Source organism: Rhizobium sp. CAU 1783 (genome assembly GCF_054551725.1).
In genome coordinates this window covers 1,169,681-1,193,849 of sequence record NZ_JBTOLM010000002.1, presented here as the reverse complement: position 1 = coordinate 1,193,849, position 24,169 = coordinate 1,169,681, and the positions used below count along the sequence as shown (strand labels likewise).

General features: G+C 65.5%; 29 protein-coding genes. 13 read left to right on the top strand and 16 right to left on the bottom strand.

Going from position 1 to position 24,169, the window contains the following annotated elements:
- The first annotated feature begins 165 nt into the window (after nucleotides 1-165).
- Nucleotides 166-1,365 carry a GGDEF domain-containing protein gene (locus ACX93L_RS12635; RefSeq protein WP_459405158.1) on the top strand — a complete coding sequence of 400 codons (1,200 nt, stop codon included), beginning with the start codon at nucleotides 166-168 and terminating at the stop codon, nucleotides 1,363-1,365.
- 28 nt (nucleotides 1,366-1,393) lie between these two features.
- Here ACX93L_RS12635 and ACX93L_RS12630 read toward each other — a convergent pair whose 3' ends face one another.
- Nucleotides 1,394-1,615 (bottom strand): hypothetical protein, encoded by a 222-nt coding sequence (locus ACX93L_RS12630; protein ID WP_459405157.1) that lies wholly within the window; start codon nucleotides 1,613-1,615, stop codon nucleotides 1,394-1,396.
- Nucleotides 1,616-1,927: 312 nt separating this feature from the next.
- On the opposite strand from ACX93L_RS12630, the gene greA reads away from it, so the two are divergent.
- Nucleotides 1,928-2,410 carry a transcription elongation factor GreA gene (gene greA, locus ACX93L_RS12625; RefSeq protein ID WP_459405156.1) on the top strand — a complete coding sequence of 161 codons (483 nt, stop codon included), beginning with the start codon at nucleotides 1,928-1,930 and terminating at the stop codon, nucleotides 2,408-2,410.
- Between the two features lie 27 nt (nucleotides 2,411-2,437).
- Here the strand turns inward: greA and ACX93L_RS12620 are convergent, their stop codons facing one another.
- A complete protein-coding gene (locus ACX93L_RS12620; RefSeq protein ID WP_459405155.1) occupies nucleotides 2,438-3,343 on the bottom strand; it encodes an AraC family transcriptional regulator in 906 nt (301 codons plus the stop codon).
- A gap of 98 nt (nucleotides 3,344-3,441) precedes the next feature.
- On the opposite strand from ACX93L_RS12620, the gene ACX93L_RS12615 reads away from it, so the two are divergent.
- The 4 genes from ACX93L_RS12615 to ACX93L_RS12600 all read left to right on the top strand — a co-directional run bounded on the left by ACX93L_RS12615 (nucleotide 3,442) and on the right by ACX93L_RS12600 (nucleotide 6,087).
- Nucleotides 3,442-4,191 carry an SDR family oxidoreductase gene (locus ACX93L_RS12615; protein WP_459405154.1) on the top strand — a complete coding sequence of 250 codons (750 nt, stop codon included), beginning with the start codon at nucleotides 3,442-3,444 and terminating at the stop codon, nucleotides 4,189-4,191.
- 205 nt (nucleotides 4,192-4,396) lie between these two features.
- Nucleotides 4,397-4,789 carry an MAPEG family protein gene (locus ACX93L_RS12610; protein WP_459405153.1) on the top strand — a complete coding sequence of 131 codons (393 nt, stop codon included), beginning with the start codon at nucleotides 4,397-4,399 and terminating at the stop codon, nucleotides 4,787-4,789.
- A 169-nt stretch (nucleotides 4,790-4,958) separates the two neighbouring features.
- Nucleotides 4,959-5,546: a DUF1214 domain-containing protein gene (locus ACX93L_RS12605; RefSeq protein WP_459405152.1), complete on the top strand. Its 588-nt coding sequence runs from the start codon at nucleotides 4,959-4,961 to the stop codon at nucleotides 5,544-5,546.
- Nucleotides 5,539-6,087: a DUF1254 domain-containing protein gene (locus ACX93L_RS12600; RefSeq protein ID WP_459405151.1), complete on the top strand. Its 549-nt coding sequence runs from the start codon at nucleotides 5,539-5,541 to the stop codon at nucleotides 6,085-6,087. Before ACX93L_RS12605 ends, ACX93L_RS12600 begins: the two co-directional genes overlap by 8 nt.
- A 19-nt stretch (nucleotides 6,088-6,106) precedes the next feature.
- On the opposite strand, the gene ACX93L_RS12595 is transcribed toward ACX93L_RS12600, so the two are convergent.
- The gene (locus ACX93L_RS12595; RefSeq protein ID WP_459405150.1) at nucleotides 6,107-6,301 is read right to left on the bottom strand and encodes a hypothetical protein; all 195 of its coding nucleotides are present in this window, start codon (nucleotides 6,299-6,301) and stop codon (nucleotides 6,107-6,109) included.
- A gap of 342 nt (nucleotides 6,302-6,643) precedes the next feature.
- Here ACX93L_RS12595 and ACX93L_RS12590 point away from each other — a divergent pair, with 342 nt between their 5' ends.
- Together ACX93L_RS12590 and ACX93L_RS12585 are read left to right on the top strand one after the other, a co-directional pair.
- Nucleotides 6,644-7,744, top strand: a complete 1,101-nt coding sequence (locus tag ACX93L_RS12590) for a DUF2336 domain-containing protein (protein ID WP_459405149.1) — start codon at nucleotides 6,644-6,646, stop codon at nucleotides 7,742-7,744.
- A 128-nt stretch (nucleotides 7,745-7,872) separates the two neighbouring features.
- Entirely contained in the window at nucleotides 7,873-8,289 is a 417-nt protein-coding gene (locus ACX93L_RS12585; RefSeq protein WP_459405148.1) for a rhodanese-like domain-containing protein, read from the top strand.
- 25 nt (nucleotides 8,290-8,314) lie between these two features.
- On the opposite strand, the gene ACX93L_RS12580 is transcribed toward ACX93L_RS12585, so the two are convergent.
- From ACX93L_RS12580 to ACX93L_RS12550, 7 genes are all read right to left on the bottom strand, one after another.
- Nucleotides 8,315-8,656, bottom strand: a complete 342-nt coding sequence (locus tag ACX93L_RS12580; protein WP_459405147.1) for a DUF1491 family protein — start codon at nucleotides 8,654-8,656, stop codon at nucleotides 8,315-8,317.
- Nucleotides 8,657-8,677: 21 nt separating this feature from the next.
- On the bottom strand, nucleotides 8,678-9,898 hold the full coding sequence (locus tag ACX93L_RS12575; RefSeq protein ID WP_459405146.1) for an AI-2E family transporter: 1,221 nt from the start codon (nucleotides 9,896-9,898) through the stop codon (nucleotides 8,678-8,680).
- Nucleotides 9,899-10,080: 182 nt separating this feature from the next.
- Nucleotides 10,081-10,569 (bottom strand): DoxX family protein, encoded by a 489-nt coding sequence (locus ACX93L_RS12570; RefSeq protein ID WP_459405145.1) that lies wholly within the window; start codon nucleotides 10,567-10,569, stop codon nucleotides 10,081-10,083.
- Nucleotides 10,566-11,348 carry an HvfC/BufC N-terminal domain-containing protein gene (locus tag ACX93L_RS12565; protein ID WP_459405144.1) on the bottom strand — a complete coding sequence of 261 codons (783 nt, stop codon included), beginning with the start codon at nucleotides 11,346-11,348 and terminating at the stop codon, nucleotides 10,566-10,568. The genes ACX93L_RS12570 and ACX93L_RS12565 overlap by 4 nt, the downstream gene beginning before the upstream one ends.
- 8 nt (nucleotides 11,349-11,356) lie before the next feature.
- The gene (bufB, locus tag ACX93L_RS12560) at nucleotides 11,357-12,211 is read right to left on the bottom strand and encodes an MNIO family bufferin maturase (RefSeq protein ID WP_459405143.1); all 855 of its coding nucleotides are present in this window, start codon (nucleotides 12,209-12,211) and stop codon (nucleotides 11,357-11,359) included.
- Nucleotides 12,212-12,283: 72 nt separating this feature from the next.
- Complete coding sequence (locus ACX93L_RS12555; protein WP_459405142.1) at nucleotides 12,284-12,565, bottom strand: BufA1 family periplasmic bufferin-type metallophore; 282 nt, start codon at nucleotides 12,563-12,565, stop codon at nucleotides 12,284-12,286.
- A 47-nt stretch (nucleotides 12,566-12,612) separates the two neighbouring features.
- Entirely contained in the window at nucleotides 12,613-12,882 is a 270-nt protein-coding gene (locus tag ACX93L_RS12550; RefSeq protein WP_459405141.1) for a BufA1 family periplasmic bufferin-type metallophore, read from the bottom strand.
- A gap of 223 nt (nucleotides 12,883-13,105) precedes the next feature.
- Here ACX93L_RS12550 and ACX93L_RS12545 point away from each other — a divergent pair, with 223 nt between their 5' ends.
- Both ACX93L_RS12545 and ACX93L_RS12540 read left to right on the top strand, forming a co-directional pair.
- On the top strand, nucleotides 13,106-13,660 hold the full coding sequence (locus tag ACX93L_RS12545) for a sigma-70 family RNA polymerase sigma factor (RefSeq protein ID WP_459405140.1): 555 nt from the start codon (nucleotides 13,106-13,108) through the stop codon (nucleotides 13,658-13,660).
- Nucleotides 13,657-14,292 (top strand): NrsF family protein, encoded by a 636-nt coding sequence (locus ACX93L_RS12540; RefSeq protein ID WP_459405139.1) that lies wholly within the window; start codon nucleotides 13,657-13,659, stop codon nucleotides 14,290-14,292. Before ACX93L_RS12545 ends, ACX93L_RS12540 begins: the two co-directional genes overlap by 4 nt.
- A gap of 915 nt (nucleotides 14,293-15,207) precedes the next feature.
- Here ACX93L_RS12540 and ACX93L_RS12535 read toward each other — a convergent pair.
- Nucleotides 15,208-16,272: a glycoside hydrolase family 25 protein gene (locus ACX93L_RS12535; RefSeq protein WP_459405138.1), complete on the bottom strand. Its 1,065-nt coding sequence runs from the start codon at nucleotides 16,270-16,272 to the stop codon at nucleotides 15,208-15,210.
- A 368-nt stretch (nucleotides 16,273-16,640) separates the two neighbouring features.
- Between ACX93L_RS12535 and ACX93L_RS12530 the strand changes: the two genes are divergently transcribed.
- The gene (locus tag ACX93L_RS12530; protein WP_459405137.1) at nucleotides 16,641-17,114 is read left to right on the top strand and encodes a hypothetical protein; all 474 of its coding nucleotides are present in this window, start codon (nucleotides 16,641-16,643) and stop codon (nucleotides 17,112-17,114) included.
- Nucleotides 17,115-17,118: 4 nt separating this feature from the next.
- On the opposite strand, the gene ACX93L_RS12525 is transcribed toward ACX93L_RS12530, so the two are convergent.
- The 3 genes from ACX93L_RS12525 to ACX93L_RS12515 form a co-directional block, all read right to left on the bottom strand.
- Entirely contained in the window at nucleotides 17,119-18,564 is a 1,446-nt protein-coding gene (locus tag ACX93L_RS12525) for a methyl-accepting chemotaxis protein (protein ID WP_459405377.1), read from the bottom strand.
- A 132-nt stretch (nucleotides 18,565-18,696) separates the two neighbouring features.
- Nucleotides 18,697-19,671, bottom strand: coding sequence for a peptidoglycan-binding domain-containing protein (locus ACX93L_RS12520; protein ID WP_459405136.1), 975 nt, complete (start codon nucleotides 19,669-19,671; stop codon nucleotides 18,697-18,699).
- A complete protein-coding gene (locus ACX93L_RS12515) occupies nucleotides 19,643-21,178 on the bottom strand; it encodes a sensor histidine kinase (protein WP_459405135.1) in 1,536 nt (511 codons plus the stop codon). The genes ACX93L_RS12520 and ACX93L_RS12515 overlap by 29 nt, the downstream gene beginning before the upstream one ends.
- Nucleotides 21,179-21,652: 474 nt before the next feature.
- Between ACX93L_RS12515 and ACX93L_RS12510 the strand changes: the two genes are divergently transcribed.
- Together ACX93L_RS12510 and ACX93L_RS12505 are read left to right on the top strand one after the other, a co-directional pair.
- Entirely contained in the window at nucleotides 21,653-22,078 is a 426-nt protein-coding gene (locus ACX93L_RS12510; protein ID WP_459405134.1) for a DUF5330 domain-containing protein, read from the top strand.
- Between the two features lie 378 nt (nucleotides 22,079-22,456).
- Nucleotides 22,457-22,873 carry a SufE family protein gene (locus ACX93L_RS12505; protein WP_459405133.1) on the top strand — a complete coding sequence of 139 codons (417 nt, stop codon included), beginning with the start codon at nucleotides 22,457-22,459 and terminating at the stop codon, nucleotides 22,871-22,873.
- Between the two features lie 29 nt (nucleotides 22,874-22,902).
- Here ACX93L_RS12505 and ACX93L_RS12500 read toward each other — a convergent pair whose 3' ends face one another.
- On the bottom strand, nucleotides 22,903-23,712 hold the full coding sequence (locus tag ACX93L_RS12500) for a DUF6456 domain-containing protein (RefSeq protein ID WP_459405132.1): 810 nt from the start codon (nucleotides 23,710-23,712) through the stop codon (nucleotides 22,903-22,905).
- Complete coding sequence (locus tag ACX93L_RS12495; protein ID WP_459405131.1) at nucleotides 23,709-24,107, bottom strand: helix-turn-helix domain-containing protein; 399 nt, start codon at nucleotides 24,105-24,107, stop codon at nucleotides 23,709-23,711. The genes ACX93L_RS12500 and ACX93L_RS12495 overlap by 4 nt, the downstream gene beginning before the upstream one ends.
- Nucleotides 24,108-24,169: the final 62 nt, after the last annotated feature.

Here is a 24,169-nt window from a genome sequence, read left to right as displayed (position 1 = left end):
GCGACCTTTGCGAAGGCTCGGCTTACCCCCGATTAACCACAAGGCGCGGTCGGCATTTGTCACCCCGGCAAATCCCCTCAGTTTAAGAGGGGATTAATCAGCCACGGCCTAAGCCTCGCGACGAATTCAGGACACCCCGTCTCCCCGAAGACCCTTGGAAGAAGCATGGATCTCTGGTTCGGCCTCGATGCGCTGCCCCGCCTGACCGATGAGCAGGCCGCCTCCTACGAGCAGGAGCGGGCTGCCGCGCGCAACCGCGCGCTCGCCCGCACGACGGTCGCGGTCGGTGCCTTCTACCTGCTCTACGGGCTCGTCGACATCCTGCTGCTCGGCGACATCGCCTGGCTTTCCCTTTCGCTCCGCTACGGCCTGATCCTGCCGCTGATGCTGGCGCTGGGCTGGTACCAGAGCGGCCAGCATCCAATCCACCACAAGGAGATCGCCACGCTGGCGCTGGCGATTACCGGCAATATCGTCTGGTGCGTCATCGTGACGGCAAGCAAGAACCCGGCGGCGCTGCATTATTACTATGCCGCCGCGGTCTTCCAGATGGTGGTGACGATTGCTGTTCGGCCGATCTACGGCCTCTCGCTTTTCGCAAGTCTCGTCACGGCCGTGATCAATTACGGCTTCATCGGCTTCGTCGAGGGCATGACGGCGGTGAATGTCGCCTATCACCTCGCGGTCTACGGACCCACCGTGGTGCTGACGCTGGTCGCCAGTCACCAGCTCGAAGTCGAGCGGCAGCGAGCCTTCCTGCAGATGCACGAGAACGAGGCGCTGAAGCGCGAGCTGTCGCGACAGAACGACGACCTGGCGCGGCTCTCCTCCACCGACCCGCTGACCCAGTTGCCGAACCGGCGCGGCACGGAAGCCGAGATCGCCCGGCTGCGCCGGACGCTGAAGCCGCACGAACTGCAGAGCTCGGCGGTGCTGATCGTCGACATCGACCACTTCAAGGCCTTCAACGACAGCTATGGCCATGGCGCGGGCGACGGCTGCCTGCGCGAGGTCGCGCGCGCCATGCGCCGCGACCTGCCGGACACCGTGCATCTCGCCCGCCTCGGCGGCGAAGAATTTCTCGCGGTCATGCCGCTCACCGACCAGACGCGAGCCGGCATGTTCGCCGAGCGGGTCCGCCGGGCGGTTAGATCGCTGTCGATCGAGCATGCCCATACCGGAGACCGCAATCGTCATGTCACGGTGAGCATCGGGGTCGCCTGCGGCTCGATCGCCAACGACACGCTGCTCAACGAGCTGCTGGAGGCAGCGGACGAAGCGCTTTACGGGGTGAAGGGCGACGGCCGGAACGGCTGGCGGCTGGCACCGTCTCCCGGCGGATCACGCAGCATCGACGCAGCGTAATCACGCTCGGGGAGGATCGGCGGTACGGCTATTCGGTGGTATCTGCCGGGGGCACGCGGCGCTGCGTCTTCTTGAGCAGAACGATGGTCTGTTCCGTCGCGGGGGCGGCTTCCTGGGCAGGCGGGATGCTGGCGGTGGTCATCTGGCGGTCGACGTCGATCGCAGCGCTGGTATTGTGGTAGCTGCAATCGGCGAAGGCGGCACCGGCCGAAAGGGCAAGCGCCAGGACCATCAGGGAAAGCGTTTTCATCGATCATTCCTCCGTTGACTTGGCCTGCATTGACTTGACCTCAAGAGGATAGCGCGTTTTTCCGAAGTTGCTAAATCACGATTTCGGGTAAGCAAGCCGCCCTGCGGCATCCCTTCGGCGGGACCACCATCCGACCGGCGTCCCCCTCTCCACCGGAGGACGTAGCCCGCCTACCCGACCGATGGGAAAAGGGTGGGCGATGGATCAATCCAGCCCAATCGTCTATGGTCGTTCGTTCGATGTCCCGGGGCAAGCGGCGGTCAAGGCCGCCAGCCCGCCGGACAAGCCGCGCAGGCCGAGAGGAGTTGCCAATTGAGTGTCGCCTTCGTCAAGGAAGAGAGTGCCGAAGCCGCTTCGGAAACCCTGCTGCCCGATCGTCCGATCTCGCCGCATCCGAACCTGGTGACCGAGACCGGGCTGAAAGCGCTCGAACGGCAGCTTGCGGAGGCGCGCGAGGCCTATGAGGCGGCGACGACCATCGAGGACGTTAACGAGCGGCGGCGCCAGTCGGCCGGACCGCTCCGCGACCTGCGCTATTTCTCCGAGCGCCTCCGCACCGCCCAGCCGATGCCCGCCCCGAGCAGCACAGACACAGTCGCCTTCGGCTGCACGGTCACCTTTTCGCGCGACGACGGCCGGGTCCAGACCTATCGCATCGTCGGAGAGGACGAGGCCGACCCGAAGACCGGCTCGATCTCCTACGTCTCCCCCGTCGCCCGCCTGTTGATCGGCAAGTCCGTCGGCGACGTGGCGAAGATGGGCGACCAGGAGCTGGAGATCACCCGGATCGGGTGATGCGCAAAGGGCGCCGACACTCCACCGTCAGCCCGCCGACACATGCTCGGCATAACGCGAGGGCGGCAGTCCGGTGAAGCGGGTGAAGGCGGTGCTGAACGCGCTTGCGGAGCCGTAGCCGACGCGCTGGGCGATCTCCTCGATACCGATGTCGCGGGCGATGAGCAGGTTCTTGGCGAGCGCCATGCGCCATGACAGCAGATATTCCATCGGCGCCACGCCGATCGCCCGGCGGAACCGGTTGAAGAAGGCGGAGCGCGAGAGGGCGGCGTCGCGGGCCAGTTCATCCACGGTCCAGGACCGCGCCGGGTCGCCGTGCAGCCGGCGGATCGCCGCGGCAAGACGGTCGTCGGCCAGCCCGCGCAAAATGCCGGGGGGCGCCGTCTCGCCGGCGCCCGAGCGCAAGGCCTCGACGAGCAACACCTCCAGCAGGCGCTCCACGACCATGTCGCGTCCCGGCCGGTTGGCCCGCGCCTCGTCGGTGACCAGCCGGACGATCGCCGACAGCCGCGCGTCGCCCTGAACATGGAGAAGCCCGGGCAGGAGCGAAACCAGCAGCGCCGCGTCCGGCGACCCGAAGACGAAGTGCCCGACCAGCATCAGAACCTCGGCGGGGCCGTCGGGATTGCCGTGCCGCGTCTCGCCAGGAAGCTGGGTGACGGCAAGCGAATCGACACCCGCGACGTCCGCTTCGGCGTGGCTCGACATCGCAAAGGCCTGGGCAGCGGGGATCAGGACGAAGTCGCCGGCGCAAAGAGTGAGCGCAGCGTGGCCTTCGGCCTCCAGTCGGGCTTTGCCCTCAAGGACGACGCAATAGAACGGCCGGCCGCTTTCCTCGCGTTCGACACGCCAGGCCCCTGCCCCGCTCACCACCTTGGAAAAGGGTGCGCCCGGCTGAAGCAATGTGACGATCTCGGCCAGCGGATCCCGCAATCGATACTCCTGATAACGAAACTTGGATTTTGCATTATGTAAAATCCTCACTTGTCTGTCTAGTTTCCTTGAGACCACCACAGGAAAAGGAGACATCCATGAAAACCGTTCTCATCACCGGCTGCTCGTCGGGGTTCGGGCTCGAGACCGCGAAGCTCTTCCTCGACAGGGGATGGCGCGTCGTCGCGACAATGCGGACGCCGCGGGAGGATCTCCTGCCGCGGTCAGATCACCTGTCGATCATGGGGCTCGATATCCGGGATCCCGACAGCATCCGCGCCGTGGTCGAGGCGTGCGGCCCGATCGACGTGCTGGTCAACAATGCCGGCATCGGCTGGCTGAACGCGGTCGAAGGCACGCCCCTTGCCATGCTGCGCGACCTCTTCGACACCAACACGATCGGCACCATCGCCATGACCCAGGCCGTGCTGCCGCAGTTCCGCGAGCGACGGGCCGGCGTGGTCGTCAACGTCACGTCGAGCGTGACGCTGAAGCCGCTTGCGCTTCTCTCCGCCTACACGGCGAGCAAGGCGGCGGTGAACGCGTTCACCGAGTCCGCGGCCCTCGAACTCGCTCCCTTCGACATCCGTGTGCGCCTCGTGCTGCCCGGCCGCGCGCCGGCAACGCGGTTCGGCGAGACGGCACGCTCCCGGATGCAGGAACAGGGCGGCTTTCCGGAGGCCTATTCCTCGGTGGTTGCCGGCGTCTTTGCCGGATGGGAAGCGCAGGGAGAGGCGGAGACGACCACCGCCGCGGACGTTGCGGAGGCCGTCTGGCGCGCGGCGACCGATCCGTTGTCGCCGATGCGGCTTCCCGCCGGCGCCGACGCCTTGGCCCTAGCGGGCTGACGGAGATCCTGCAGGACAGGTCGTCCTCGCGCGACCTCAGGTCGCCCCCACCCGCCGCTTCGCGGCGACCTCCCCACTCGAGGGGGAGGTGGGTGGCCGGTGCCTCCGCCGGAACGGTCATCGCCGGCGCCGCCGGCTTCACCAGGGCGCCCGGATTGCGTAGCATCGGCACCGAATCGATAACGGCGAGCCGAGGAAAGCGTCGATGGTGTTTCCTGCCCTGACTGCATTTTATGCCGGCCTGTTCGGCCTCCTGTTCATCCTGCTTTCCGTCTGGGTGTCGGCCGGCCGCGCGCAGTTCAGGGCGCATCACGGCGATGCGGGCGAAGTCCGGCTTCAGCGCCGCATCCGCATCCAGGCGAACTTTGCCGAATATGTGCCTCTCGCGCTGATCCTGATCGGGTTCTGCGAGGCTGGAGGATCGGCGCCGGCGATCGTCCGCGCCCTTTTGATCGCGCTTCTCGTCGCCCGCCTCGTCCATCCCTTCGGCATGGTCGCACCGGAAGGCTCGCTGCAGCAGTATGCGTTGCGCGCGCCGGCGATGATGGCGACCTGGACGGTCATCGCCGTCGCGTCGGTCATGGCGCTGGCGCTCTGACCCGAGCCTCGACCAGTCGTATCCGCCGCGCCGGACATCACCCCCGCCCGCCGCTTCGCGGTGACCTCCCCCCTCGAGGGGGAGGTGGGTGGCCCCTCCCCGGAACCTTCCCCTTGCCTAGAATCAGTGATACCGCTTTCAGCCGTCACCAAGGGTTCAAAAGACAAACGTGTTCCGGGTTCCTCTGCTCATCGCGCTCACGCTCGCCATCGCGTTCGGCGGCGGCATTCTTACGACGCTTTCGGCGCTCAACGCGTCTGCGGGCTTCGGTGCGATCCGCATCGGAGTGTGGAGCGCCTTTCCCGACGTACAGACGGCAAATGCCGATCCTTACGCCAAGTCGCATCGCGCCAAGGCCGGCCGGCTGCTCTATGGATCGGCCGAGGGCCTGACGTTTACCGCCTCCTCCGACGAGGCGGGCGAGCAACTGAACGGCACCTGCACCTACAGGATATCCGGCAAGACGCCGACGGCACGGCTGTGGACGCTCTATGCCGCCGACCCGGACGGCCGGCCGCTCGCGACACGGGCCGAACTTCCCGCCGCGCACAATTCGCAAGGCATCCTGCGCAACCGCGACGGCTCCTTCGACATCACCGTCTCCCCGACCGCCAAGCCGATGAACTGGCTCGCGCTGCCCGATACCGGCGCGTTCTCGCTGGTGCTGACGCTGCTCGATACGCCGGCTGCGGGAAGTTCCGGGCTGATCGGGCTGGACATGCCGAAGGTCGAGCGCCTGGGGTGCGGCAATGAATAGGATCATGCATGCCGTCCTGACCGGCATCGTCGGCGCCGCGCTGCTTCACATCATCATCATCCTCTCACTGCCGAACTTCACCGGCAAGGACGCCTTCACAAAGGTCAAGGCGATCGGGCCGTCGCACAGCTTCCACAGCCTCGGCGACGTGGCGAAGGACGACGGGCTTGCCAATATCGACCCGTTCATCAAGACCGCGGTCTGCCATTTCGACATCACCCGCCAGCCGCTCCGGCTCTTGGCCCGCGGCGGTCCGAGCTTCTGGTCGCTCGCCGTCTATGACAAGGATTCCAACGAGGTCTTCAGCATGAACGACCGGACCTCGGTCGGCGGAAATCTCGACGTCGTCGTGGCGACGCCGGTGCAGCTCGCCCAGATCCGCAAGGCACCGGGTGCGGCGCTGACCCAGTCGATCATCGTCGAGCACAAGGACACGACGGGCTATGTGGTGCTGCGCACCATGGCGCCGCAGCCGAGTTTCGAGGCCGAGGCGGCAAGCTTCCTCGAAGAGGCGGTCTGCGCGCCCCTTTCCGGCCCCTGAGGACGGGGCGGGTTTCCGATCAATAGGCCAGCTGGTCGATGCCTTCGCCGGGACGCGGCAGGGCCTGCAGCAGGCCCTCCGGCCGGATCGGCGCCGGCTCGAAGCGCTCGTAGCGGATGCCGGTGAACAGCAATATTTGTGCCGCGCCGGTCGCCTTGCGCGTCGACTTGCCGTTCAGCTCCAGCCGATCCTTGATCTTTATGATTTCCGCCATGCTCGTCTCCTTCAAAACAAAGAAATCGAGACGGATGAATGCCGTGATCTCACCCTGCCCTTCACGTGAAGGGCCAGCACATCCCCGGAGGCCGAACCGCCCCTGATTGAAGGGGGCGAGCACGGCGCGAGCGGAGCATCTGCGCCTTTCTCCTTGCGCGTCACCAGAGGGGAGCCGTTCCTGCCCTCCTGGGGGCACGCAACTACGGTCGAGGCCAGGTCGCGCGAATCATGTTCCGGCGCCTTTGCCACAATCGGATTTGGCCACAGCTTAGTTAACAGCTTGCTAACAAATAGGGTCTAAGCTGTCCCAAATGGGTATTGCGTAAGCGTGGGTCTTGCCGTGAGCGATCAGTTTCGGGAACTGGAAAAGCCGTTAAGCGTAAGGAAAAGGGACGTTGTGCTGATGGCGACGGTCACGAGTTTCGAGAACCTGCAGTTTCCGTCGAAGTCGGAGCTCAGGCAATTCGCCGAGCTCTTCACCCCGCTCTTCCAGGCATCGACGGTCGAGGCCCGGCGCCAGGCGGTGGCGGCACTCTCGCAATGCCCGAACGTTCCGAGCGCGGTCGCACTCTTCATCGCCTCGCAGCCGATCTCGATCGCCGCGCCCTTTCTCGTCTCCTCGCCCTGCCTTTCCGATGACCTGCTGATCACCATCGCCCGCACGCAAGGGGCAGAACACGCCCGCGCCATCGTGCGCCGCGAGCAGCTGTCGCCGACCGTAATCGATGCGCTGGTCGGCCTTCGCCACGGCGAGCCGGCACGCATGCCCGCGACGGCCGCGAAGAAGACCCCGTCCGATGCACCCGCCACCGATGCCGCCGAGCCGATGGCTGCGGCCAAGGCGCCGGTGCAGCCGGCCGTTCCGGGCACGCAACTCACGACGGCAGAGCGCGAGGAACAGCTGCGCGACCAGATCCGCCGGCTTGCCGCACATGTGAACCGGCCGCCGGACGACCGGCTCGGCCTGCGTACCGTCACGCCGATGCAGGAGGCGCTTCTCGTCCGCTTCGCCCGCAATCGCGAGACCGGCCATTTCGCCACCACGCTCGCCGACGTGCTCTCGTCCAGCCGCTGGCTCGCCGAGCGTATCCTGCTCGACATTTCCGGCCGGCAGCTCGCCACCACGCTGATCGGGGTGGCGATGAACCCGTCCGAGGCCCTCTACGTGCTGACCCGCCTCTATCCGCATCTCGCCAAGGAGAATGCCGGCGTCAGCCGCGCCGAGGCGCTGATTTCCGGCCTCGACGCGATCGAATGCGAGGAGCGCGTCGATACCTGGCGCCGCGCCGACAGCTATACCTTCGCCGACGCCCCCGCCGACGCCGTGCCGCAGGCCGCCAATTCGTCGGCTCCGTCCACCGGCCCGGCCCCGGCCATCCGACCGTCGACCCAGGTGGTGGACGAGCGCGGCCGGCAGGTTCTGCGTCACCGGATGCGCTGACCCGGCGCCATCGGCAGCCGCACAGCTTTCGTTTCAGTTCTCCGCCCTCCGTCGCGGTTGACGCACCCTGCCCCGCCGCTCAAGATCGGCGGCGAAGAGACATCATGCATTTCACGGGGAGGATTGGCGTGAAGAAGGGCTACAAGGAACTGCTGGCGGAGGCCAATGCCCAGGTGACGGCGGTCGAGGCGGCAGACGCGCTTGCGCTGCACGGTCGCGACGACCTCGTCTTCGTCGATCTCCGCGACCCGCGCGAACGGGAACGCGAGGGCAGCATTCCCGGCGCTTTTTCCTGCCCGCGCGGCATGCTGGAATTCTGGGTCGATCCGGAAAGCCCCTATGCCAAGCCGGTCTTTGCCGAGGACAGGCAGTTCCTGTTCTTCTGCGCCAGCGGCTGGCGGTCGGCTCTTGCAACGAAGACGGTCGAGGACATGGGGCTTGACCGCGTCAGCCACATCGCCGGCGGGTTCACCGCCTGGAAGGCGGCCGGCGGCGCGGTCGAGGAGATCACCGGCAAGCATCCGACGAAGCCCACGGCGGCGTAAAGGCCGGGGCAGCGCGAAGGCGGCCTCAGCCCTCCGCCATCGGCAGGAGATCGCCGATCTCGTCGAGTTCGAGTTCCACCACCCAGAAATCCGGGTCCCATTTGCGTTCCCGGTCGAGAAGGGTATCGATCGCCTCGGGCTCGCCGCGGGCCAGCCTCAACTCGAACATGCGGCTATCACGATCCTCGTCGGCGACGAGGGCCTGGGGTGCGGGGCCATAGAGGGTTTCTGTACCGTCGCGGAACCGCTGGCGCACGAAGATGGCGCCTGCCTCCTCCACGCCCTTCTTCGCGACCGCGGCAAAGCCGCCGGCCGAAAAGGCGCGGCGGACGATGGCGGAGACGAAGAGATCGGATCTGAGGCGCATGGCGGGTCCGGTCCCGGCCGTTCAGGCGTTTTCGCCGACGGCGGTCGCGGCTGCGGATGCCGTCGCGCGGTTTTCAGCAACGTCCGGCCCAGCGTCGGCCGACGACGAGTCGGCGGGTTCCTCGCTCGCGTCGCGGATCCATTCGCGCCAGATCGCCACCAGAAGCGCCATCAGCACCGGGCCGACGAAGAGGCCGAGGAAGCCCATGGTCTTCACCCCGCCGATCAACCCGAAGAATGTCGGCAGGAAGGGCAGCTTGATCGGCCCGCCGACGAGCCGGGGCCTCAGCGTCTTGTCGACTATGAAGAGCTCGACCGTGCCCCAGGCGAAGAGTGCGAGGCCCGCGACCAGCGAGCCGCTCGCCATCAGGTAGAAGGAGACGAGCGTGAAGGACAGCGGCGCGCCGCCGGGGATCAGCGCCATGACGCCGGAAATCAGGCCGAGGGTGACGGCCGAGGGCACGCCGGCGAGCCAGTAGGCGGTGCCGAGCACGATGCCTTCGCCAATGGCGATGATGGTCATGCCGGTGACCGTCGAGGAGATGGTGAGCGGCACGATGCGCGAGACGCGTTCCCAGCGCATCGGCAGGATGCGTTCGCCGAGGCGATCGAGCTGGGCGATCAGGTGGGCGCCGTCACGATAGACGAAGAACAGCGTGATCAGCATGAAGAGCAGCGTCAGGAACCACTGGAAGGCGGAGGCGCCGACGACCAGCAGGCCGCGATAGATGCTGCCGATGTTGGAGCCACTGGTGAGCTGGATGACCTCGCCGATGCCGCCGGGATGGCTCAGATGCTTGGTCCACTGCTCGGCGAGCGCCTCCCCGATCAGTGGAATGCCCGCGAGCCAGGAGGGAACCGGCGCGCCGGAAGCATTGGACGCGATCACCCACACCGCCCAGATCTTCACCTCCTGCACGGCATAGGCGGCAGCGAGCGAGATCGGCACGACGATGAAGGAGATGACCGACAGGATGGCGATCGTCGCGCCGAGCGTGCGATTGCCGTTCACCGCCGAGAGCAGGCGGCGATAGAGCGGCCAGGAGGCAAAGCCTATGACGAGAGCGGCAAGCACCGGCACAAGAAAGCCGTGGAAGAAATAGACGCCGGCGAGCAGCACGAAGACGAGGAGCCAGCGCGCCGCCGAACGCGGGCCCACCAGCGAGATGCGCTCGTCGCGGCGAAGGTCGAACTGGCTCGGCGCCGTGACGGCCTGTCCATTCCCGGTCTTCTTCGAACTCACGCCAACCCTCCGACTTGATCCGGAGACGCCGGCGCCCTTCGGCCCAACAATCCCCGATCCACCAATGTTTGGCCGAAGCCCCGCCGTCAAGGCAAAGCTTGGAAAATGCGACCAATGACCGCCTATATGGGGGCTCGGCATGACGGGGGGAAGACGGGGAGTGTGCGCAACCGCGAAAGCGCCTATCTGCGCGCCAAGCCGAGTTTGCCGGCAATCCAGTGATCGAGGGCCAACCGACCGGGACCTCCGGCGATGATCAGCAGCAGACAGGCGGCCCAGGTGGCATGCGTTGGCCAGGCGCCGGGATAGACGAAGGTCTGGATGACCAGCGTCATGCCGAGCAGGGCGAGCGCCGAGAGGCGGCTGAACAACCCAAACACTAGCAGAACGGGGAACAGATGTTCGGCAAAGGCGGCAGCATGGGCGGCGAGCCACGGGTCGAGAAGCGGCAGCCGATATTCGTTCTCGAAGAGGTAGATGGCGCTGTCGGAGACATGCCAGCCCTCGACCTTGGTCTGGCCCGACTGCCAGAACACGCCGGCGATGCCGAGCCGCGCCACGAGCGCGATCAGGTCATGCGGGATGCGCTCGGCGAGATTTCGAGCGGTAGTGACGAGACCGACGGCAGATGGATGGCCATCGGCGACGCGTTTGGCTTCCTGTGACATCATGCTTCCTCCGGGCTCTGGATTTTCGAGAAGGCCCCGCTGGTGATCAGGCCGACGAGGTTGGTGACGAGGTCGAATTCGGGGGCGTCGCCGTTGGCCCTCTCGGCCGCTTCGGCAAGCGGGCGCCCCGCGGCAAGGCTGGACAGGAACGCCGCTGCCCCGGGCGGGAGCCGGTGCACCTCGACGGTCATGAGCGGGCGCAGCACCAGGGCGTCCTCGCCGCTCCACTGGGTGACCGGTTGCAGCGGCATCTCACCGGCATTCATGGCCCAGATCGTCACCACCGGATGGGCCGAACGCAGGATCGACAGGGACGGATGGGCAACGAGGCGTAGCTCGCCGATCCGCTCGGGGTCGAGCCCGGTCAGGTCGCTCGCCTGAAGCGGGGCCATGTCTGCGGCGTGATAGGCTCTGCCCCGGGCAACCTCGAGCCTGATGACGTCGGGCAGGTAGGACAGATCCCGCGCCGGTTCGAAGGTCGCGACGAAATCGGCGAGGTCGTCGCCATAGGTCAGCAGAAGCGGCGAGCGCGGCGGGTGGCGTGCCGCGAACTCCGCGGCCATGGCGGAGAAGAAATCCGCGCCGACGATCCGTTCCGTCACCGGAAAGCGCGAAGCGAGCGCCGCCACGAGACCGGAGCGGACATTGTTGCGATAGACGGCGAAACGCCGCTGCGGGCGGTCCATCGTCCAGGACGTCAGCCCCGCCGGCACCGGCAGCGATGGATCGGTGAGCGCAGCGGCGAATTCCGGTTGGAAGGCGGCGGGCGATGCAATGGACATCGGCGACCTCACGCGGCACGGCGTCGGGCGACGCGATCAAGGATGCCTTCGGCGGCGCGGGCTTCGGCGAGCAGGATCGGCCAGACGGGCACGTCGTTGTCCCACTCGATCAGGGTCGCGGTCGGTCCGGTGCGGTCGATCACCTCCTCATAGAGCGCCCAGACGGGATCCTTCACCGCCGTGTCGTGGCTGTCGATCAGCAGTGCTGCGCCGGCGTCGTCGGTCGCTTCCGAGTGTCCACCCAGATGGATCTCGCGCACGGCGTCGAGCGGGAAGCGCGCGAGATAGGCGCGCGGATCGATGCCATGATTCGTCGAGGCGACGAAAACGTTGTTGACGTCGAGCAGCAGGCCGCAGCCGGTGCGGCGCACGACCTCGGCGAGAAAGTCGGTCTCCTCTAAAGTGCATTCCCGGAAGGTCAGATAGGTGGCCGGGTTTTCCAAGAGCATCTGCCGCTTCAGGATTGTCTGCACCTCGTCGATATGGGCGACGACGCAATCAAGCGTCGCCTCGGTATAGGGAAGCGGCAGCAGGTCGTTGAGGAAAACTTCGCCGTGGCTCGACCAGGCGAGATGTTCGGAAAAGCTCTCCGGCTGATAGCGATCGCAGAGGATCTTCAGGCGCTGCAGGTGATCGCGATCGAGCGGCTGCATGGCCCCGATCGACAGGCCGACGCCATGGATCGACAGCGCATAGTCCTCGCGCAGGCGGGATAGGCGCGCATGCGGCGGGCCGCCCGCGCCCATATAGTTCTCGGCATGGATCTCGAAGAAGCCGAGCGGCTGGGGGCCGGCATCAATCTCGGCAAAATGCTCGGGCTTGAAGCCGACGCCGGCGCGGCGCGGAAGCGTTGAGGCCTGCATGGTGACTCTCCGGATGGAATGGAAACCGAGGGGCGCGGCCCATGCCGCGCCGCCCCTTGTGTTCGAGCGACCTCAGACAGGCGCCGGGCCTTGCATCAGCGAGCCATGGCCGTCGGGCGTCTTCATCGCCTCGCAGGTGCCGGCGGGAACGAGCTTCCAGGCGTTCTTCTGGTAGTCGATCTTGGAGGTTCCGGCACAGGTCGTGCCGGGGCCGGCGGCGCAGTCGTTCTGCCCCTTGAGGGCGACCCCGTAGCACTTCTCCTTCGAGGCATCCTGCGCAGCGGCCGGATGGCTTGCGGCAAGGCTCAGGGCGGCGGCAAGCGAGGCGGCCAGCACGTTGCAGGTCTTGTTCATGGTCTTTTTCCTTGTTGGACGATGGGAGGACGGGGTCGACCTCAAGATCAGGCCGGGGTCAGCGAACCGTGGCCGCCATCGGGGGTCATCATGGTCGTGCAGGTACCGGCGGGCACCAGCTTGAAGGACTGCTTGTCGTAGTCCATGGTCGAGTGACCGGCGCAGTCGTGCTTGCCGGCGGCGCAGTCGTTCTGGCCCTTCATCGCGATGCCGTAGCATTTCTCCTTGGCATCCTCGGCAAAGGCGGGGGCGGCGACGGCAGCAAGGGCCGAAGCGAGCGAGCTGGCAAGCGCGAGGGTGGCGAGACTGTTCTTCATGACGGGTTCTCCTCAGATCCGGGCCGGGATTGGCCTGGTACCTCGGGCTACGCGGCAAAACGGCCGGTCGTTACAGGCCGATCCGGCGGAAGCGCGAGAAACATCGGGGAAGGCCTTCCATTTCTCCTCAAAATTTCCTCTAAAATTCAAATGCTTGACGCGCCGTTCGGCGGCGATCAAAATTTCTGGTAACAAAAACGTGTGGGCGTCCGTAGAGGTCAATGTGAAGCAATCGGTGCAGGAAGCGGAATGGGCGGAATGGATGCGCAGCGCCATAGACGGCGACGCGCAGGCCTATAACCGTTTCCTACTCGCGGTCACGCCGCGTCTGAGGACGATGGCGCGGCGCCGGTGCGAACAGTTCGGTGCGCCCTCGGGCGAAGCCGAGGACATCGTGCAGGAGGTGCTGCTCGCCGTTCACCTCAAGCGCGGCAGCTGGGATCCGGCCCGGCCGATCGGCCCCTGGCTCTCGACGATCGTGCGCAACAAACTGATCGACAGCCTGAGGAGACGCGGACGCCGCGTCAGCGTGCCGATCGAGGATGTGATCGAGACGCTGGAGGCGCCGCCGGAGACGAGCAATCTCGACCGGCAGGATGCGTTGAACCTTCTCGAGCGGCTGAAGGATCCCCAGCGCGACATCGTGCGGTCGATCTCGATCGAGGGTGCCGGCGTGCGGGAAACGGCGCTCAGGCTGAAAATGACGGAAGGTGCGGTGCGGGTGGCGCTGCATCGGGCGCTGAAATCGCTTGCCACCCTTTATCGGAGTGAGACGTGAAAACCGACGAGCTGATCAGACTGCTTTCCGAGGATGCGCCCGTCAGGCTGCGTCTTGGCCGCATGCTGGCGCTGGCGCTCTGCGCCGGCGTGCTGGTCTCCGGGGCCGTCTTCCTCGCCTCCGTCGGGTTACGCCACAACCTCGTCAGCGCGGTGGAGACCGCGCGCGTCGCCTTCAAGATCGGCGCGACACTGGCGCTCGCCATCGTCGGCTTTGGCCTCCTGACCCGGATCGGCCGGCCGGGTGCGGCGATCGGCGCGTGGATCATTGCAATCGCCGGCGTGCTTGGCGCCGTGGCAGTCGCGGTCGTCGCCGAACTCCTGACCGTGCCGCAGGCCGCCTGGGGCGCGAACCTGCGCGGCCAGCACGCCGCCTTCTGCGTGTTCTTCATTCCGGTCCTGTCGCTCGCCCCGCTTGCCGCCTTCCTCGCCGCGCTCCGGGAAGGCGCGCCGGAAAACCCGGGCCGCGCCGGTGCGGCGGCCGGCCTCGCGGCCAGCGCCATCGGGGCGGCACTCTATGCCTGGCACTGCCCGGACGACAGCCCGCTCTTCCTCGCCACCTGGTACACACTGGCAATCGCCATCGTCACCTCGGCCGGCTATCTCGCCGGGCGGCGGTTGCTGCGGTGGTGAGGGTTTGCAGGCCGTTGCCGTCCAGACCGATTTACTTTCCACATCTGTATTACTTCTTCTCGGCTTCATTCATTCGTTTAATCCCTCATCGTCGGAGCTGAAAGCCTTGTCGTCCGAACATGGAGTTTGAGGCTTCGCCCAATCGGACGAGAAGACGACTTCCTTGAGGAGAGATCGCCCTAGAATCCCGAAGCCAACAAGCATAAGTATTGTCAACCACTCTGGAGGGTTAAAAACGTGAATTGAAATCAATAATAAAATTAAAACCAGAGAAACTAAAATATATCTCCACGGCTCCGTAAGCCTATCAATTACCAATGGTCTTTTTTTCACTAATTACACCTATTAATAAATCTTCTTTACGAAACTTTTTTTTGGAGATTTTTTTTGTTGATTTTCACGCTCAATTTTCAGTCCGATTGCGCCAATCGTTCACAGTTGCTCTTCCGCCAACTTCATTTTCAACAATTTGGGCATAATGTGATCTATGGCTACAGAAGAGCATAGCCATAACTTTTGAGTGTTTTTACAAAAGAATCGCCTCACAAGGGCCCGCACTCTAGTAAATTCCGGAGAAAACTCTCACTGACAGGTCACCAGATGACGGGGGGACATTCGGTCTTTAGCGAAAAAGATCTAGAAAATCGGGAAGAAACGGCAGTTTCGCCGATAAAGGTACTTAACTATCTGCTGGCGGCCTATATCGACCCACCTGTAGACCTACAACAGCTAAAAGCCCTGAATGTTGTCGGAAGGCAGCCGCCTCAATCGATCTTCCAAATTCCGCCAACGAGCCTTACCGCGCTACTCTCTCGCGTTAATCATGATTTCACGCCCTAGATGTCCGCTCGAGTGAACACGGCCCAAGATACCCAGGGGCATTATTTGAGGCTACCGATCGTCCCCTCGCCCAGCTCAGTCGGCCTTGGCGGCGACCCAGTTATGCCACTGGGCTTCCGAGCCGTTGAAGACGTTGAGGTCGATCTTTTCGTCGACGCCGTGCGACAGGCCCGAGCCGGAATACTGCCAGAACAGCCACTTGCGGTCCGGATAGACCTTGGAAGGATGGGCGGCGACCGAGCGCAGCCAGAAGGGGTGGTTGGGGAAGGCGCCGCGCAGGTTGTCGCGGTAGAAGTCGGGCGCGGTGTAGATGATCGGGCGCTGGCCGTAATGGCGCTCCAGCTTGTCCATGAAGACCTGCATCTTTTCCAGCACCTTTTCGCGCGAGACGCGGCGCTTGCAGCTCGATTCGCCGTTGTATTCGACGTCGATCACTGGCGGCAGGGCGCCGGCTTCCTTCGGAACGTTGCGGATGAACCAGTCGGCCTGTTCGCCGGCGGTGCGGCACCAGTAGAAGAAATGGTAGGCGCCGCGGCGGATGCCGGCGTCCTTCGCCTTGCGCCAATTGGTGCGGAACATCGGGTCGAGATGGTCGCCGCCGTCGGTCGCCTTGATGAAGGCGAAGTTGGCGCCCTGGGTGCGGAGCTTCGCCCAGTCGATATTGCCCTGCCAGCGGGAGACGTCGACGCCGTGGACGGCGAGCTTCTTCGGCGACTGCTTGCCGAAATTGATCGGCTTGGCGTCGCGGAACTGGCGCGCATAGACGCGGCCGCCCTTCTGCGGGATGGTCAGCACCGCGGGTTCGGCCGGCACGAGGGTGGCGACCGGCTTTTCCTCCGGCACGGGCATGCCGACCGTCATCGCTGCCGCGGTGAAGGCCTGCGGCTGGGGCACTTCGCCGGCCCAGGCGAGTTCATGGGGTGCCGGCGATACGGGTGCGGCGGCAACCGTGGCGGGCGGGGTCATCGGGGCCGCAGTGCCGGCGATCTCGGCGGACGGCACGGGCGCGCGCGGCGCGACCGCGCTGGTCTTTTCCTGCGAAGGCTGCGGCAGAAACGCGCTTTCGGGATCGGAGCCTGAGACGCAGCCGGAGGCGGCCAGACAGGCAAGGAGGATCGCTGGGAGAGCCGTAAGACGCATTTTTACCCGCACGCAAGACAAACAAGGGAACACGCTCAAAACGCCGGAGCCATCGGCACTGGCGAATTGCTAACGGAAACTTACCGGAAAAACCTAAATGCAATCTTTACGCATCGCGGCGGGACAGTCCGGCGCCGCATGCCTCAGGGGGACAAGACCGGCGCGTTTCTTTCCGGTCAAAGGCCCGCCCTGCCCCGCGGGGTCCGTTCCCTCCCAACCGCGACGACGCCCGGGAGTGTGCTCGCCGAGGGTCGGGCCTCGCCTCTTCGGGCGGGAAAATCCCTGAAAACCGGCCCGTTTGGGTGACTTTCCCTCAAAGGCCGCCCGGCGCTAGGCTCTCGCCCGGCCAGCAGGAGAAGGAGGAGGTCATGCCGTTCCAGTTCGCCAATCTCGACCAGCGGGCGGTCAACAATCCGCATTCGCTGATCCGCGAATTCATCTCACAACTCGAACAACTTCTCGTGAATCTCGTCTACAACACCGTCGAGAGCTTCGATTTCCGTCCGGATCTCGGCGAGGACATGCCGCTGATGCAGGAGGCACTCAACGACCTGAGGGAAAGCCGGATCTTCATCCGGGTGGCGGAAAGCCTTCAGGATGCCGATTTCGAGAACACCCGGCTCACCGGTTCGGGATTGAAGGCGAAGCTCGGCCTTCTTCAATCGATCAGCGACCAGATGCGAAAGGGCCTGCGCAAGGCGCTCACCTACATCCTCGACATGGTCAACGCCCTGCTCGGCTCGATCCAGAGCGCGCTCGGACCAGCCGGCATCATCGTCGATGCGATCGCGGAAGTGAAGGACATGATCAAGGCAAAGATCGACCTGATCAACGGGTGGTAGGAGACTAAACCCGGATCGCCAGCCTCAGGCCGCCCCAGTGGCGGCCGCCGACGGTGATCGGAGCGGAGATGTCCTTCATCACGACGAAATTGCCGCCGCCCATGTCGCGGCGATAGGTCTGGACGAGGAAGGGCGCGGTCGACCGGCCCGCGGCGAGCCCGACGCGATCGTTGAAGATGCGGCGGTTGCGGCAGTTCGCGGTGTTCCACACGGCGTCGCCCGGCCGCTGCGGCGCGGAAAACTTCTTGTTGTGGGTCGGCAGATAGCCGTTGGTATCGACGGCGGCGCAGAAGCCGATGCGGTCGGAGAGCGTCAGCACCGGCTCGAGGATGCCGGGCAGGACCTGATCGGTGAATTCGGTGAAGGCGGCCATCATCTGCACCGGATCGGTGCCCGGGATCGGCCGGTAACTGCGGTCGAAGAGCGCGCTCATGCCGATGCGTCCGCCGCTCACGCCCCTTTCGAAAGCTTCGGAGATCCGGGCCGCCACGTCGCTGGCCGCATCGATCCAGGGGCTGTCGGCGGTCTCGATACCGGCCGAGGCGGTGAGCTGGATCAGGGTTTCCGAAAGCGCCACCACGCGGTCGACGCGGGTTGCGGCATTCTGCAGGGCGGCGTCGGATTCCGACACCTCCCCGGCCATGGTGTTCAGCGTCCCGACGAATTCCGCACACTGGCGGTCGACGGTCTCGGTGGTCCGCGCCATGGTGCCGGAGCCGTCGAGGATACGGGTGATGACCGCCTCCATCGCGCCGAAGGAATTGTTCATCGCCTGGGAGGTTTCACGCACGCCGAGCGCGCTTTCGCTGGCGCCGTGGCCGGCCTCCGACAGGCGGCCGATCTTGCCGCGGATCTCGTTGAGGGTCTGCTGGATGGAACCGGTCGCCTGCGAGGTCTGCAGCGCGAGCGCGCGGATTTCGGCGGCGACGACGGCAAAGCCCTTGCCGGCCTCGCCGGCGCGGGCCGCCTCGATCGCGGCATTGAGGGCGAGCAGGTTGGTCTGGCGGGCGATCGAGCCGATCTCCTCGGCGACCTTGTCGACATTGGACAGCGAGACGGAAAAGGTACCGATCTCGGTGGAGATCTCCTGGGAGGCGGCGACCATCTGGTCGATCTTGTCGACGGCGCCGGACAGGCGGGTGGAGGATTCGCCGAGCATGCGGCGGGCCTCGACGGCAGTCTCGTCGGTTTCGCGCAGCGACGCAGCGACATTCTTGTTGGTTTCGGCAATGGAAAGGGCGGTGCGGGTCACGGCATCGAAGGTCGTCGCATGGCGCTTCGACATGGCGGCCACGTCCTGGATCGCGCCGGCAATGTCGACGAGGTCGATGCCGAGGGTGGACGCCTCGTCGGCCAGCCTGGAAATGATCCCGCGCAGCGTATCAGCATCGACGTCCCGCGCTGGCCGCTCTTCAGGCTGCCAATCGGTGGTCAAAGCTGCATTCGACATGGTCATAGGCACAATCCTCCCGCGAATTGTGACTATTCCCTAACAACATTAAGAATTTGCATACATGCTAATAAGTAAGAGTGCTTCGTATTCACGAATACAACCCTGCCCTGTAACGGGCATTGAGATCCGTCAAAGCGCGCCGATGTCGCGCAGCTTCTTCAGCACCTTCTCGCTGGGCTCGCCGGTTTCCGGAAGACGGTAGTGGCGCTCGAAGCGGCGGATCGCGGCGCGGGTCTGTTCGCCGGCCACGCCGTCGACGCTGACGTCGGTATAGGCGATGTTGGCGAGACCGCGCTGGATCTCCATGACGAGGGCGGCATCGGCGGCGGAAACGGGGGCCGCGGAGATGGGAGCAGCGGCGGCGGGTGCGGATACCGGGATGGCGGCGGGCGGAGTCGCCTTGCGGTCGGGTGCGGTCATCACGACCTTCTGGGCGCTGCGAATCGCGGCGGCGACCGGATCGGGCGCCTGTTGGACCGCATCCAGATCTTCCTTCGGGCGCTCGCGCGGCACGGCGGCCGTGACGCGGGTGTCTTCCTTGAGCGCTGCGAGCAGTTCGGTGCTGACGAGGCCGTTCGCCTCGAGGCCGATCGACTTCTGGAACAGGGCGACGGCGCTTTCGGTACGCGGGCCGATCACGCCGTCGGCCGCGCCCTCATAGAGGCCAAGCCGGGCGAGTTCGCCCTGAACGGCGACGACAAGAGCGGTGGTTTCCGGCGGCGGGGCAGGCGCGGCATCCTCGGCGGCAGCGACTTCGCCCGTCGAGGCCTCGCCGGCATCGGCCGGTGCGGCCTCGCGCTCGATCTTGAAGGTGGTGACCGTCGCGGGGTCCTTCGCCTCTAGCGGATTGCGCGATACGCCGGCGAGCGCGTTGAAATCGGTGACGTCGCGGGTGCGCAACAGCGGCGACGGATGCAGCCCCGGCTGGTACCACAGCGCGTTGGCGGCGATGAAGCCGAAGGTCACGCAGAACGCAGCGATGCCGCCCACCGACCGCGGGTAGCGGCCGACGAGGCGTGCAGAGGCGCCAATGCCCGCAAGAAGATAGGCCGGCACAGGCGAGGCCGGCTTCTTCTCAGGCGATTTTCGCTTTCGCTTCGTCATAAACAGTCTCTTTCTCGCACTCCATCGTGGCCGGCTTTTCCGCCGACTTCAAGCGCGGCGGAAACTCGACCATGTTCTCTCCACCGCCGAAATCGCCGGCAGCACCCGAACCGTCGGCCGGCAGGCAGATGGTGACCACGGTCCCCTCGCCCGGACGGCTCTCCATGCGGAAGGTGCCGCCATGCAAGGCAGTCAGGCCCTTGACCAGCGACAGGCCGAGGCCGGAGCCCTCGTAATTGCGGCTCAGGTCATCGTGGATCTGGGTGAACGGCCGGCCGATCAGCGCCATCTTTTCCGGCGCGATACCGATGCCGGTGTCGGAAACGACGAGCTTCAGGTCGGCCCCTTCGCGGCTGGCGTCGATGATGACGGAGCCGCCGGCTTCGGTGAACTTGATGGCATTGCCGACCAGATTGATCAGCACCTGGCGCAGGGCGCGCTCGTCGGCGCAGACTTCGCCGAGGCCGCGAGCGATGCGGCTCGTCAGCTTGACGCCCTTGTTGGCGGCCTGCAACGACAGCATCTGTTCGCATTCGGCAACCGCGTCGCCGATCATGAAGTGTTCGAGCATCAGTTCGTAACGGCCGGCCTCGATCTTCGACATGTCGAGCATGGCGTTGACCACCGAGAGCAGATGGGCGCCCGACTGGCGGATCAGCTGGACATATTCGCGCTGGCGGTCGTTTTCGAGCTTGCCGAAATATTCGCCGGCCAGGATGTCCGAGAAGCCGAGGATGGCATTGAGCGGCGTGCGCAGCTCGTGGCTGACGGCGGCGAGGAAGCGCGACTTCGCCTCGTGGGCGGCGGCTGCCTCGTCTTCCTTCAGGGACACTGTATCGCGGATCGACATCTCGCCGGCGATGTCGAGAAGCTGGGCATGCACCGCGACGAGCTGGCCGTCGACGGCATGGGTGGCGGTCATGTCCATGCGGACATTCATGAACTGGGCCTGGTCGAGGCCGAGCACCGGCCGGTCGAGGCGCAGGTCGATGACGACGGCATCGGCCCCCTGGCGCAGCTCGTCGAGCGCCTGGACGAAGGCGATGCGGTCCGAGACGTGGACCTGCTCGGCGAAGGGCCGGCCAAAAGGCTCGCGCAGGAAGGAGAGGAACATGTCGCGGTCGCGGCCGCCGGCCTGGCGGACATAACCGGAGGGATCGAGCCCGAGGATGAGGCCGGGGCAGACATCGAAGGGCGAGAGCGGCGCTGTCGCATCGAACGCGCGCGGCGCCTCGGTCTTAGGCCGGGCGGCGCGATGGGCGGCGATCAGCGCCACGGCGCAAACCATGAAGAGCGAGACGACGACGGCAAAGCCGAGCGGCAGGGCGATCGCGGCGCCATAATAGAAGGAGAGCGCGGAGGGGGCGACGAGAAGCGGCAGCAGGAAGCCACCCATCAGGCGGCGCAGGGCTGCGACCTCGGTCGGATCGACCGGCTCGCCACCCGCGCTCGGTGCCAGGCACCTGCCAGCGGCGCGATCGAGAATCGCCCTCGTCCTGTCAGCCATGTTACGCAATACCTGCACGCCCAAAACTCGCGAAACGGTTTCATTTCCGTGCGCCGACATTAGGCCCGGCGCGCTTAAGGAAAAGATAAGGGGAGGCCTTCGGAGGCCCTCCAAAGGGCGCCAAAGACCCAGAATAGGACAGTTGCGGCGAGCTTTCGAAAACGTGGTTAACGGGACGTAAGCGGCGGATTTATCAGTGTTTTCCTGATTGCGTTAATCTTTGTGTCCGTCGCAGTCCCGCAAAGCCGGTGGATTGCCGGGGCGGCGCCACAATTATGCTTAACAGCGACCGCTAAAACTTGAAGCAAAGGCCGTTCAAATGCCGTCCGGCGAGAATTGGATAAAATTTGAAGCAAATACCCGCGGTTTTTGAAAAGCGATCTTTGCAACCCGCGGCTAGGTTGCCCTCACAAGTCCGGGAACGAACCCGGCGCCGCCCGGCAAAGAGCGGGCAAACAGGGATTGGTGAAGACGATGTGGTTTCTGATCAAGGGAACGTTCTGGTGCTCCATGACGCTGGTGGTGCTGTCCTTCTTCGGCAGCCAGCCGAGCGAACCGACCGCCGGTGAGCAGCGCCTCGAAGTGGGCGACGCAATCGCGGCTGCAACGGGCGCCTATCAATATCTCTCCGCGATCTGCGTGGAGAAACCAGAAGTTTGCGAGAAGGGCGCGGAAACGCTGACCGTGCTCGGCAAGCGAGCCCGCGAAGGTGCCCTCGTCGCCTACCAGCTTCTCGACAGCCAGTTCGCCGACGAGACAGAGGAAGCCGCAAAGCCTGCGCTCGCCGCCGCCGAGCCGGTCGAACCGACGACCGTCTCCGACATCATCACCACCGGCACGGTCGTTCCGAGCCCCCGCCCCGCAAAGGGCCCCAAGCCCTACACGCCGCCGAAGCCCTGAATAGCCGCCGACGCGTGTAACCCGACGAATTTCCAAGGCCGCCACCCGACACGGTCGGCCTTCTGCCCCTTGCTTCGGCGCATGGGTTCCGTGTTGTCCCTCGGAACCGCCGCGCCGCGGCCTGTCTGCCTGTCCCACAGGAAACTTCGGCCCTTAGCCGAGCCGCGAGGAAGCCATCTCCTCGCGGCTTTTTTTTCGTCCTTGTCGGCAGTTCAAATAGGCCCGCGGATCGCGTTCAACGTCTGCGGCGAAAAAGGAAGCGCCGTGAATGCGCTATCTCTCTGTTTCTACGCAATTCCGGACGCAAAACCGCTTCACACCTTTGCTGGAATTCCTTTATATCGGGCGTCTCGAAACCCGAACGAATGCACGCGCCCCATGACGACACTCGAGCAGATGACCGAAGACTTCGCCTTCCTGGACGACTGGGAAGACCGGATGCGCTACGTCATGGAACTGGGAAAGGCGCTGCCGGACCTGCCGGACGCCGACAAGACGGCCGAGAACAAGGTCAAGGGCTGCGCCAGCCAGGTCTGGCTTACCACCCGGCCGCACGACGGCGCCGATCCGGTGATCGACCTTGCGGGTGATTCGGACGCGCATATCGTGCGCGGGCTGGTCGCCATCGTGCTTGCCGCCTATTCCGGCAAGCGGGCCTCGGAAATCGTCGCCTTCGACGCGATCGACCTCTTTGGCCGGCTCGGCCTCATCGAACATCTGTCGGCCCAGCGCGCCAACGGCCTGCGCTCGATGATCCAGCGCATCCGCGAGGAAGCCGCGCGGCATCTGGTCTGAGCGACGGCACTCTCGGCGATCTCCCGTCGTCAGCCGATTTCCGGCCGATAGCCCTCCGAACCCCAGGCGTGGCGGCGGCGGGTGACCGGCGGCGGGGCATAGTGGCGGGCAAGCGCCAGAAGGGCGGTGCGCAGCATCAGCTTGGCGGAGCGCGCCGGCCACTGGCGTTCACGCTCCACCGTCTCCAGCCCCTTCATGAAACAGCAGATGTCGAGGGCGACACCGGAAAGCTCGGGACCGAGCGCCTCGATCGCCGCGGTCACTCGCATCCGTGCACCGAGCGCGGCGTCGCCGAGGGTGACTGCGGCAGGGGCAGCCCCCGGCACGCGGCTCGACAGGCGAGGCTCCCAGGTGGCGGTGATACGCGGCTGGAGGCCGCCCCGCTCGAAATCGGCGGCAAGGCGTTCGCCGGCGGCGAATGCCTCTTCCGACAGCCAGGGGCGCCCTTCCCTGTCCTTCAGCCGCGACAGGGCGGAGAGTGGCGATTCGGCCAGGTTGCGGCGGACGGCGTGGCGGATGCCGTCCTCCACGACCACGTCGCCCATGGTGTCGCGATGCTGCTCGGCAAAGGCCTCTTCCTGCGGCTCGGCAAGCGCGCGCCGTAGATAGGTGGCCGTCCCCTCGCTGGCGCTGAGAGCCGTGCCGTCACGCCGCAACAGGCCTTCTGCAACGGCGCTGCGCAGGACCGCGGCCGGAACGTCCTTGAGGACACCCGCGGCGCCCTCGAGGGAGACCAGCGCCCCGATGCCGGGCCGGACGGAGAGCGGGCCGCCGAGGGCGAGCCGGAGGAGCCTGAGCAGGTCGCGGCGCTCAGCGGGGGCAAGCGCGGGCGCGGTCATTGCGTCCTCCCGGCCAACATGCAGACGGCATCGGCCATGCGCTCGATGCTGGAGACGAAGGCATCGAAGCCGGCGTCATCGCGCCGGTCCTCGACGACGTGGCAAGCATGGCTGACCGTCGTGCGATCGACGCCGAAGGCGAGCGCCACCTCGCCATAGGGCATGGAGAGCGCGACGTGGCAGACATACATGGAGATCTGGCGCAGATGGCAGGTTGCCCGCCGGCGGTCGCGCCGCAGCTTGTCTCCGGTGCCGGAGACGGCGAGCAGTTCGGCGGTGAGCTGGCGGACGATCAGGCAGAGGATGCGGCGCTCGGGCGATAGGGCGCAGCAATCCTTGTCGGCTGCAGCGACCGGCACCGTGGGCGTCGGAGATATGGCTGTCTCGAACGGCATGAGGTAACTCCCGATTGATAGGAATTAATTCATACACGTAGCGTGAAAAATGGGGAAGTGGG

Bases quoted from the DNA above. Each gene is read 5' to 3' on its own strand.
- ACX93L_RS12635 (WP_459405158.1), top strand. From the start codon at position 166: ATGGATCTCTGGTTCGGCCTCGATGCGCTGCCCCGCCTGACCGATGAG.
- ACX93L_RS12630 (WP_459405157.1), bottom strand. From the start codon at position 1,615: ATGAAAACGCTTTCCCTGATGGTCCTGGCGCTTGCCCTTTCGGCCGGT.
- ACX93L_RS12615 (WP_459405154.1), top strand. From the start codon at position 3,442: ATGAAAACCGTTCTCATCACCGGCTGCTCGTCGGGGTTCGGGCTCGAG.
- ACX93L_RS12610 (WP_459405153.1), top strand. From the start codon at position 4,397: ATGGTGTTTCCTGCCCTGACTGCATTTTATGCCGGCCTGTTCGGCCTC.
- ACX93L_RS12600 (WP_459405151.1), top strand. From the start codon at position 5,539: ATGAATAGGATCATGCATGCCGTCCTGACCGGCATCGTCGGCGCCGCG.
- ACX93L_RS12595 (WP_459405150.1), bottom strand. From the start codon at position 6,301: ATGGCGGAAATCATAAAGATCAAGGATCGGCTGGAGCTGAACGGCAAG.
- ACX93L_RS12580 (WP_459405147.1), bottom strand. From the start codon at position 8,656: ATGCGCCTCAGATCCGATCTCTTCGTCTCCGCCATCGTCCGCCGCGCC.
- ACX93L_RS12570 (WP_459405145.1), bottom strand. From the start codon at position 10,569: ATGATGTCACAGGAAGCCAAACGCGTCGCCGATGGCCATCCATCTGCC.
- ACX93L_RS12565 (WP_459405144.1), bottom strand. From the start codon at position 11,348: ATGTCCATTGCATCGCCCGCCGCCTTCCAACCGGAATTCGCCGCTGCG.
- bufB (WP_459405143.1), bottom strand. From the start codon at position 12,211: ATGCAGGCCTCAACGCTTCCGCGCCGCGCCGGCGTCGGCTTCAAGCCC.
- ACX93L_RS12555 (WP_459405142.1), bottom strand. From the start codon at position 12,565: ATGAACAAGACCTGCAACGTGCTGGCCGCCTCGCTTGCCGCCGCCCTG.
- ACX93L_RS12550 (WP_459405141.1), bottom strand. From the start codon at position 12,882: ATGAAGAACAGTCTCGCCACCCTCGCGCTTGCCAGCTCGCTCGCTTCG.
- ACX93L_RS12535 (WP_459405138.1), bottom strand. From the start codon at position 16,272: ATGCGTCTTACGGCTCTCCCAGCGATCCTCCTTGCCTGTCTGGCCGCC.
- ACX93L_RS12530 (WP_459405137.1), top strand. From the start codon at position 16,641: ATGCCGTTCCAGTTCGCCAATCTCGACCAGCGGGCGGTCAACAATCCG.
- ACX93L_RS12525 (WP_459405377.1), bottom strand. From the start codon at position 18,564: ATGTCGAATGCAGCTTTGACCACCGATTGGCAGCCTGAAGAGCGGCCA.
- ACX93L_RS12520 (WP_459405136.1), bottom strand. From the start codon at position 19,671: ATGACGAAGCGAAAGCGAAAATCGCCTGAGAAGAAGCCGGCCTCGCCT.
- ACX93L_RS12515 (WP_459405135.1), bottom strand. From the start codon at position 21,178: ATGGCTGACAGGACGAGGGCGATTCTCGATCGCGCCGCTGGCAGGTGC.
- ACX93L_RS12510 (WP_459405134.1), top strand. From the start codon at position 21,653: ATGTGGTTTCTGATCAAGGGAACGTTCTGGTGCTCCATGACGCTGGTG.
- ACX93L_RS12505 (WP_459405133.1), top strand. From the start codon at position 22,457: ATGACGACACTCGAGCAGATGACCGAAGACTTCGCCTTCCTGGACGAC.
- ACX93L_RS12500 (WP_459405132.1), bottom strand. From the start codon at position 23,712: ATGACCGCGCCCGCGCTTGCCCCCGCTGAGCGCCGCGACCTGCTCAGG.
- ACX93L_RS12495 (WP_459405131.1), bottom strand. From the start codon at position 24,107: ATGCCGTTCGAGACAGCCATATCTCCGACGCCCACGGTGCCGGTCGCT.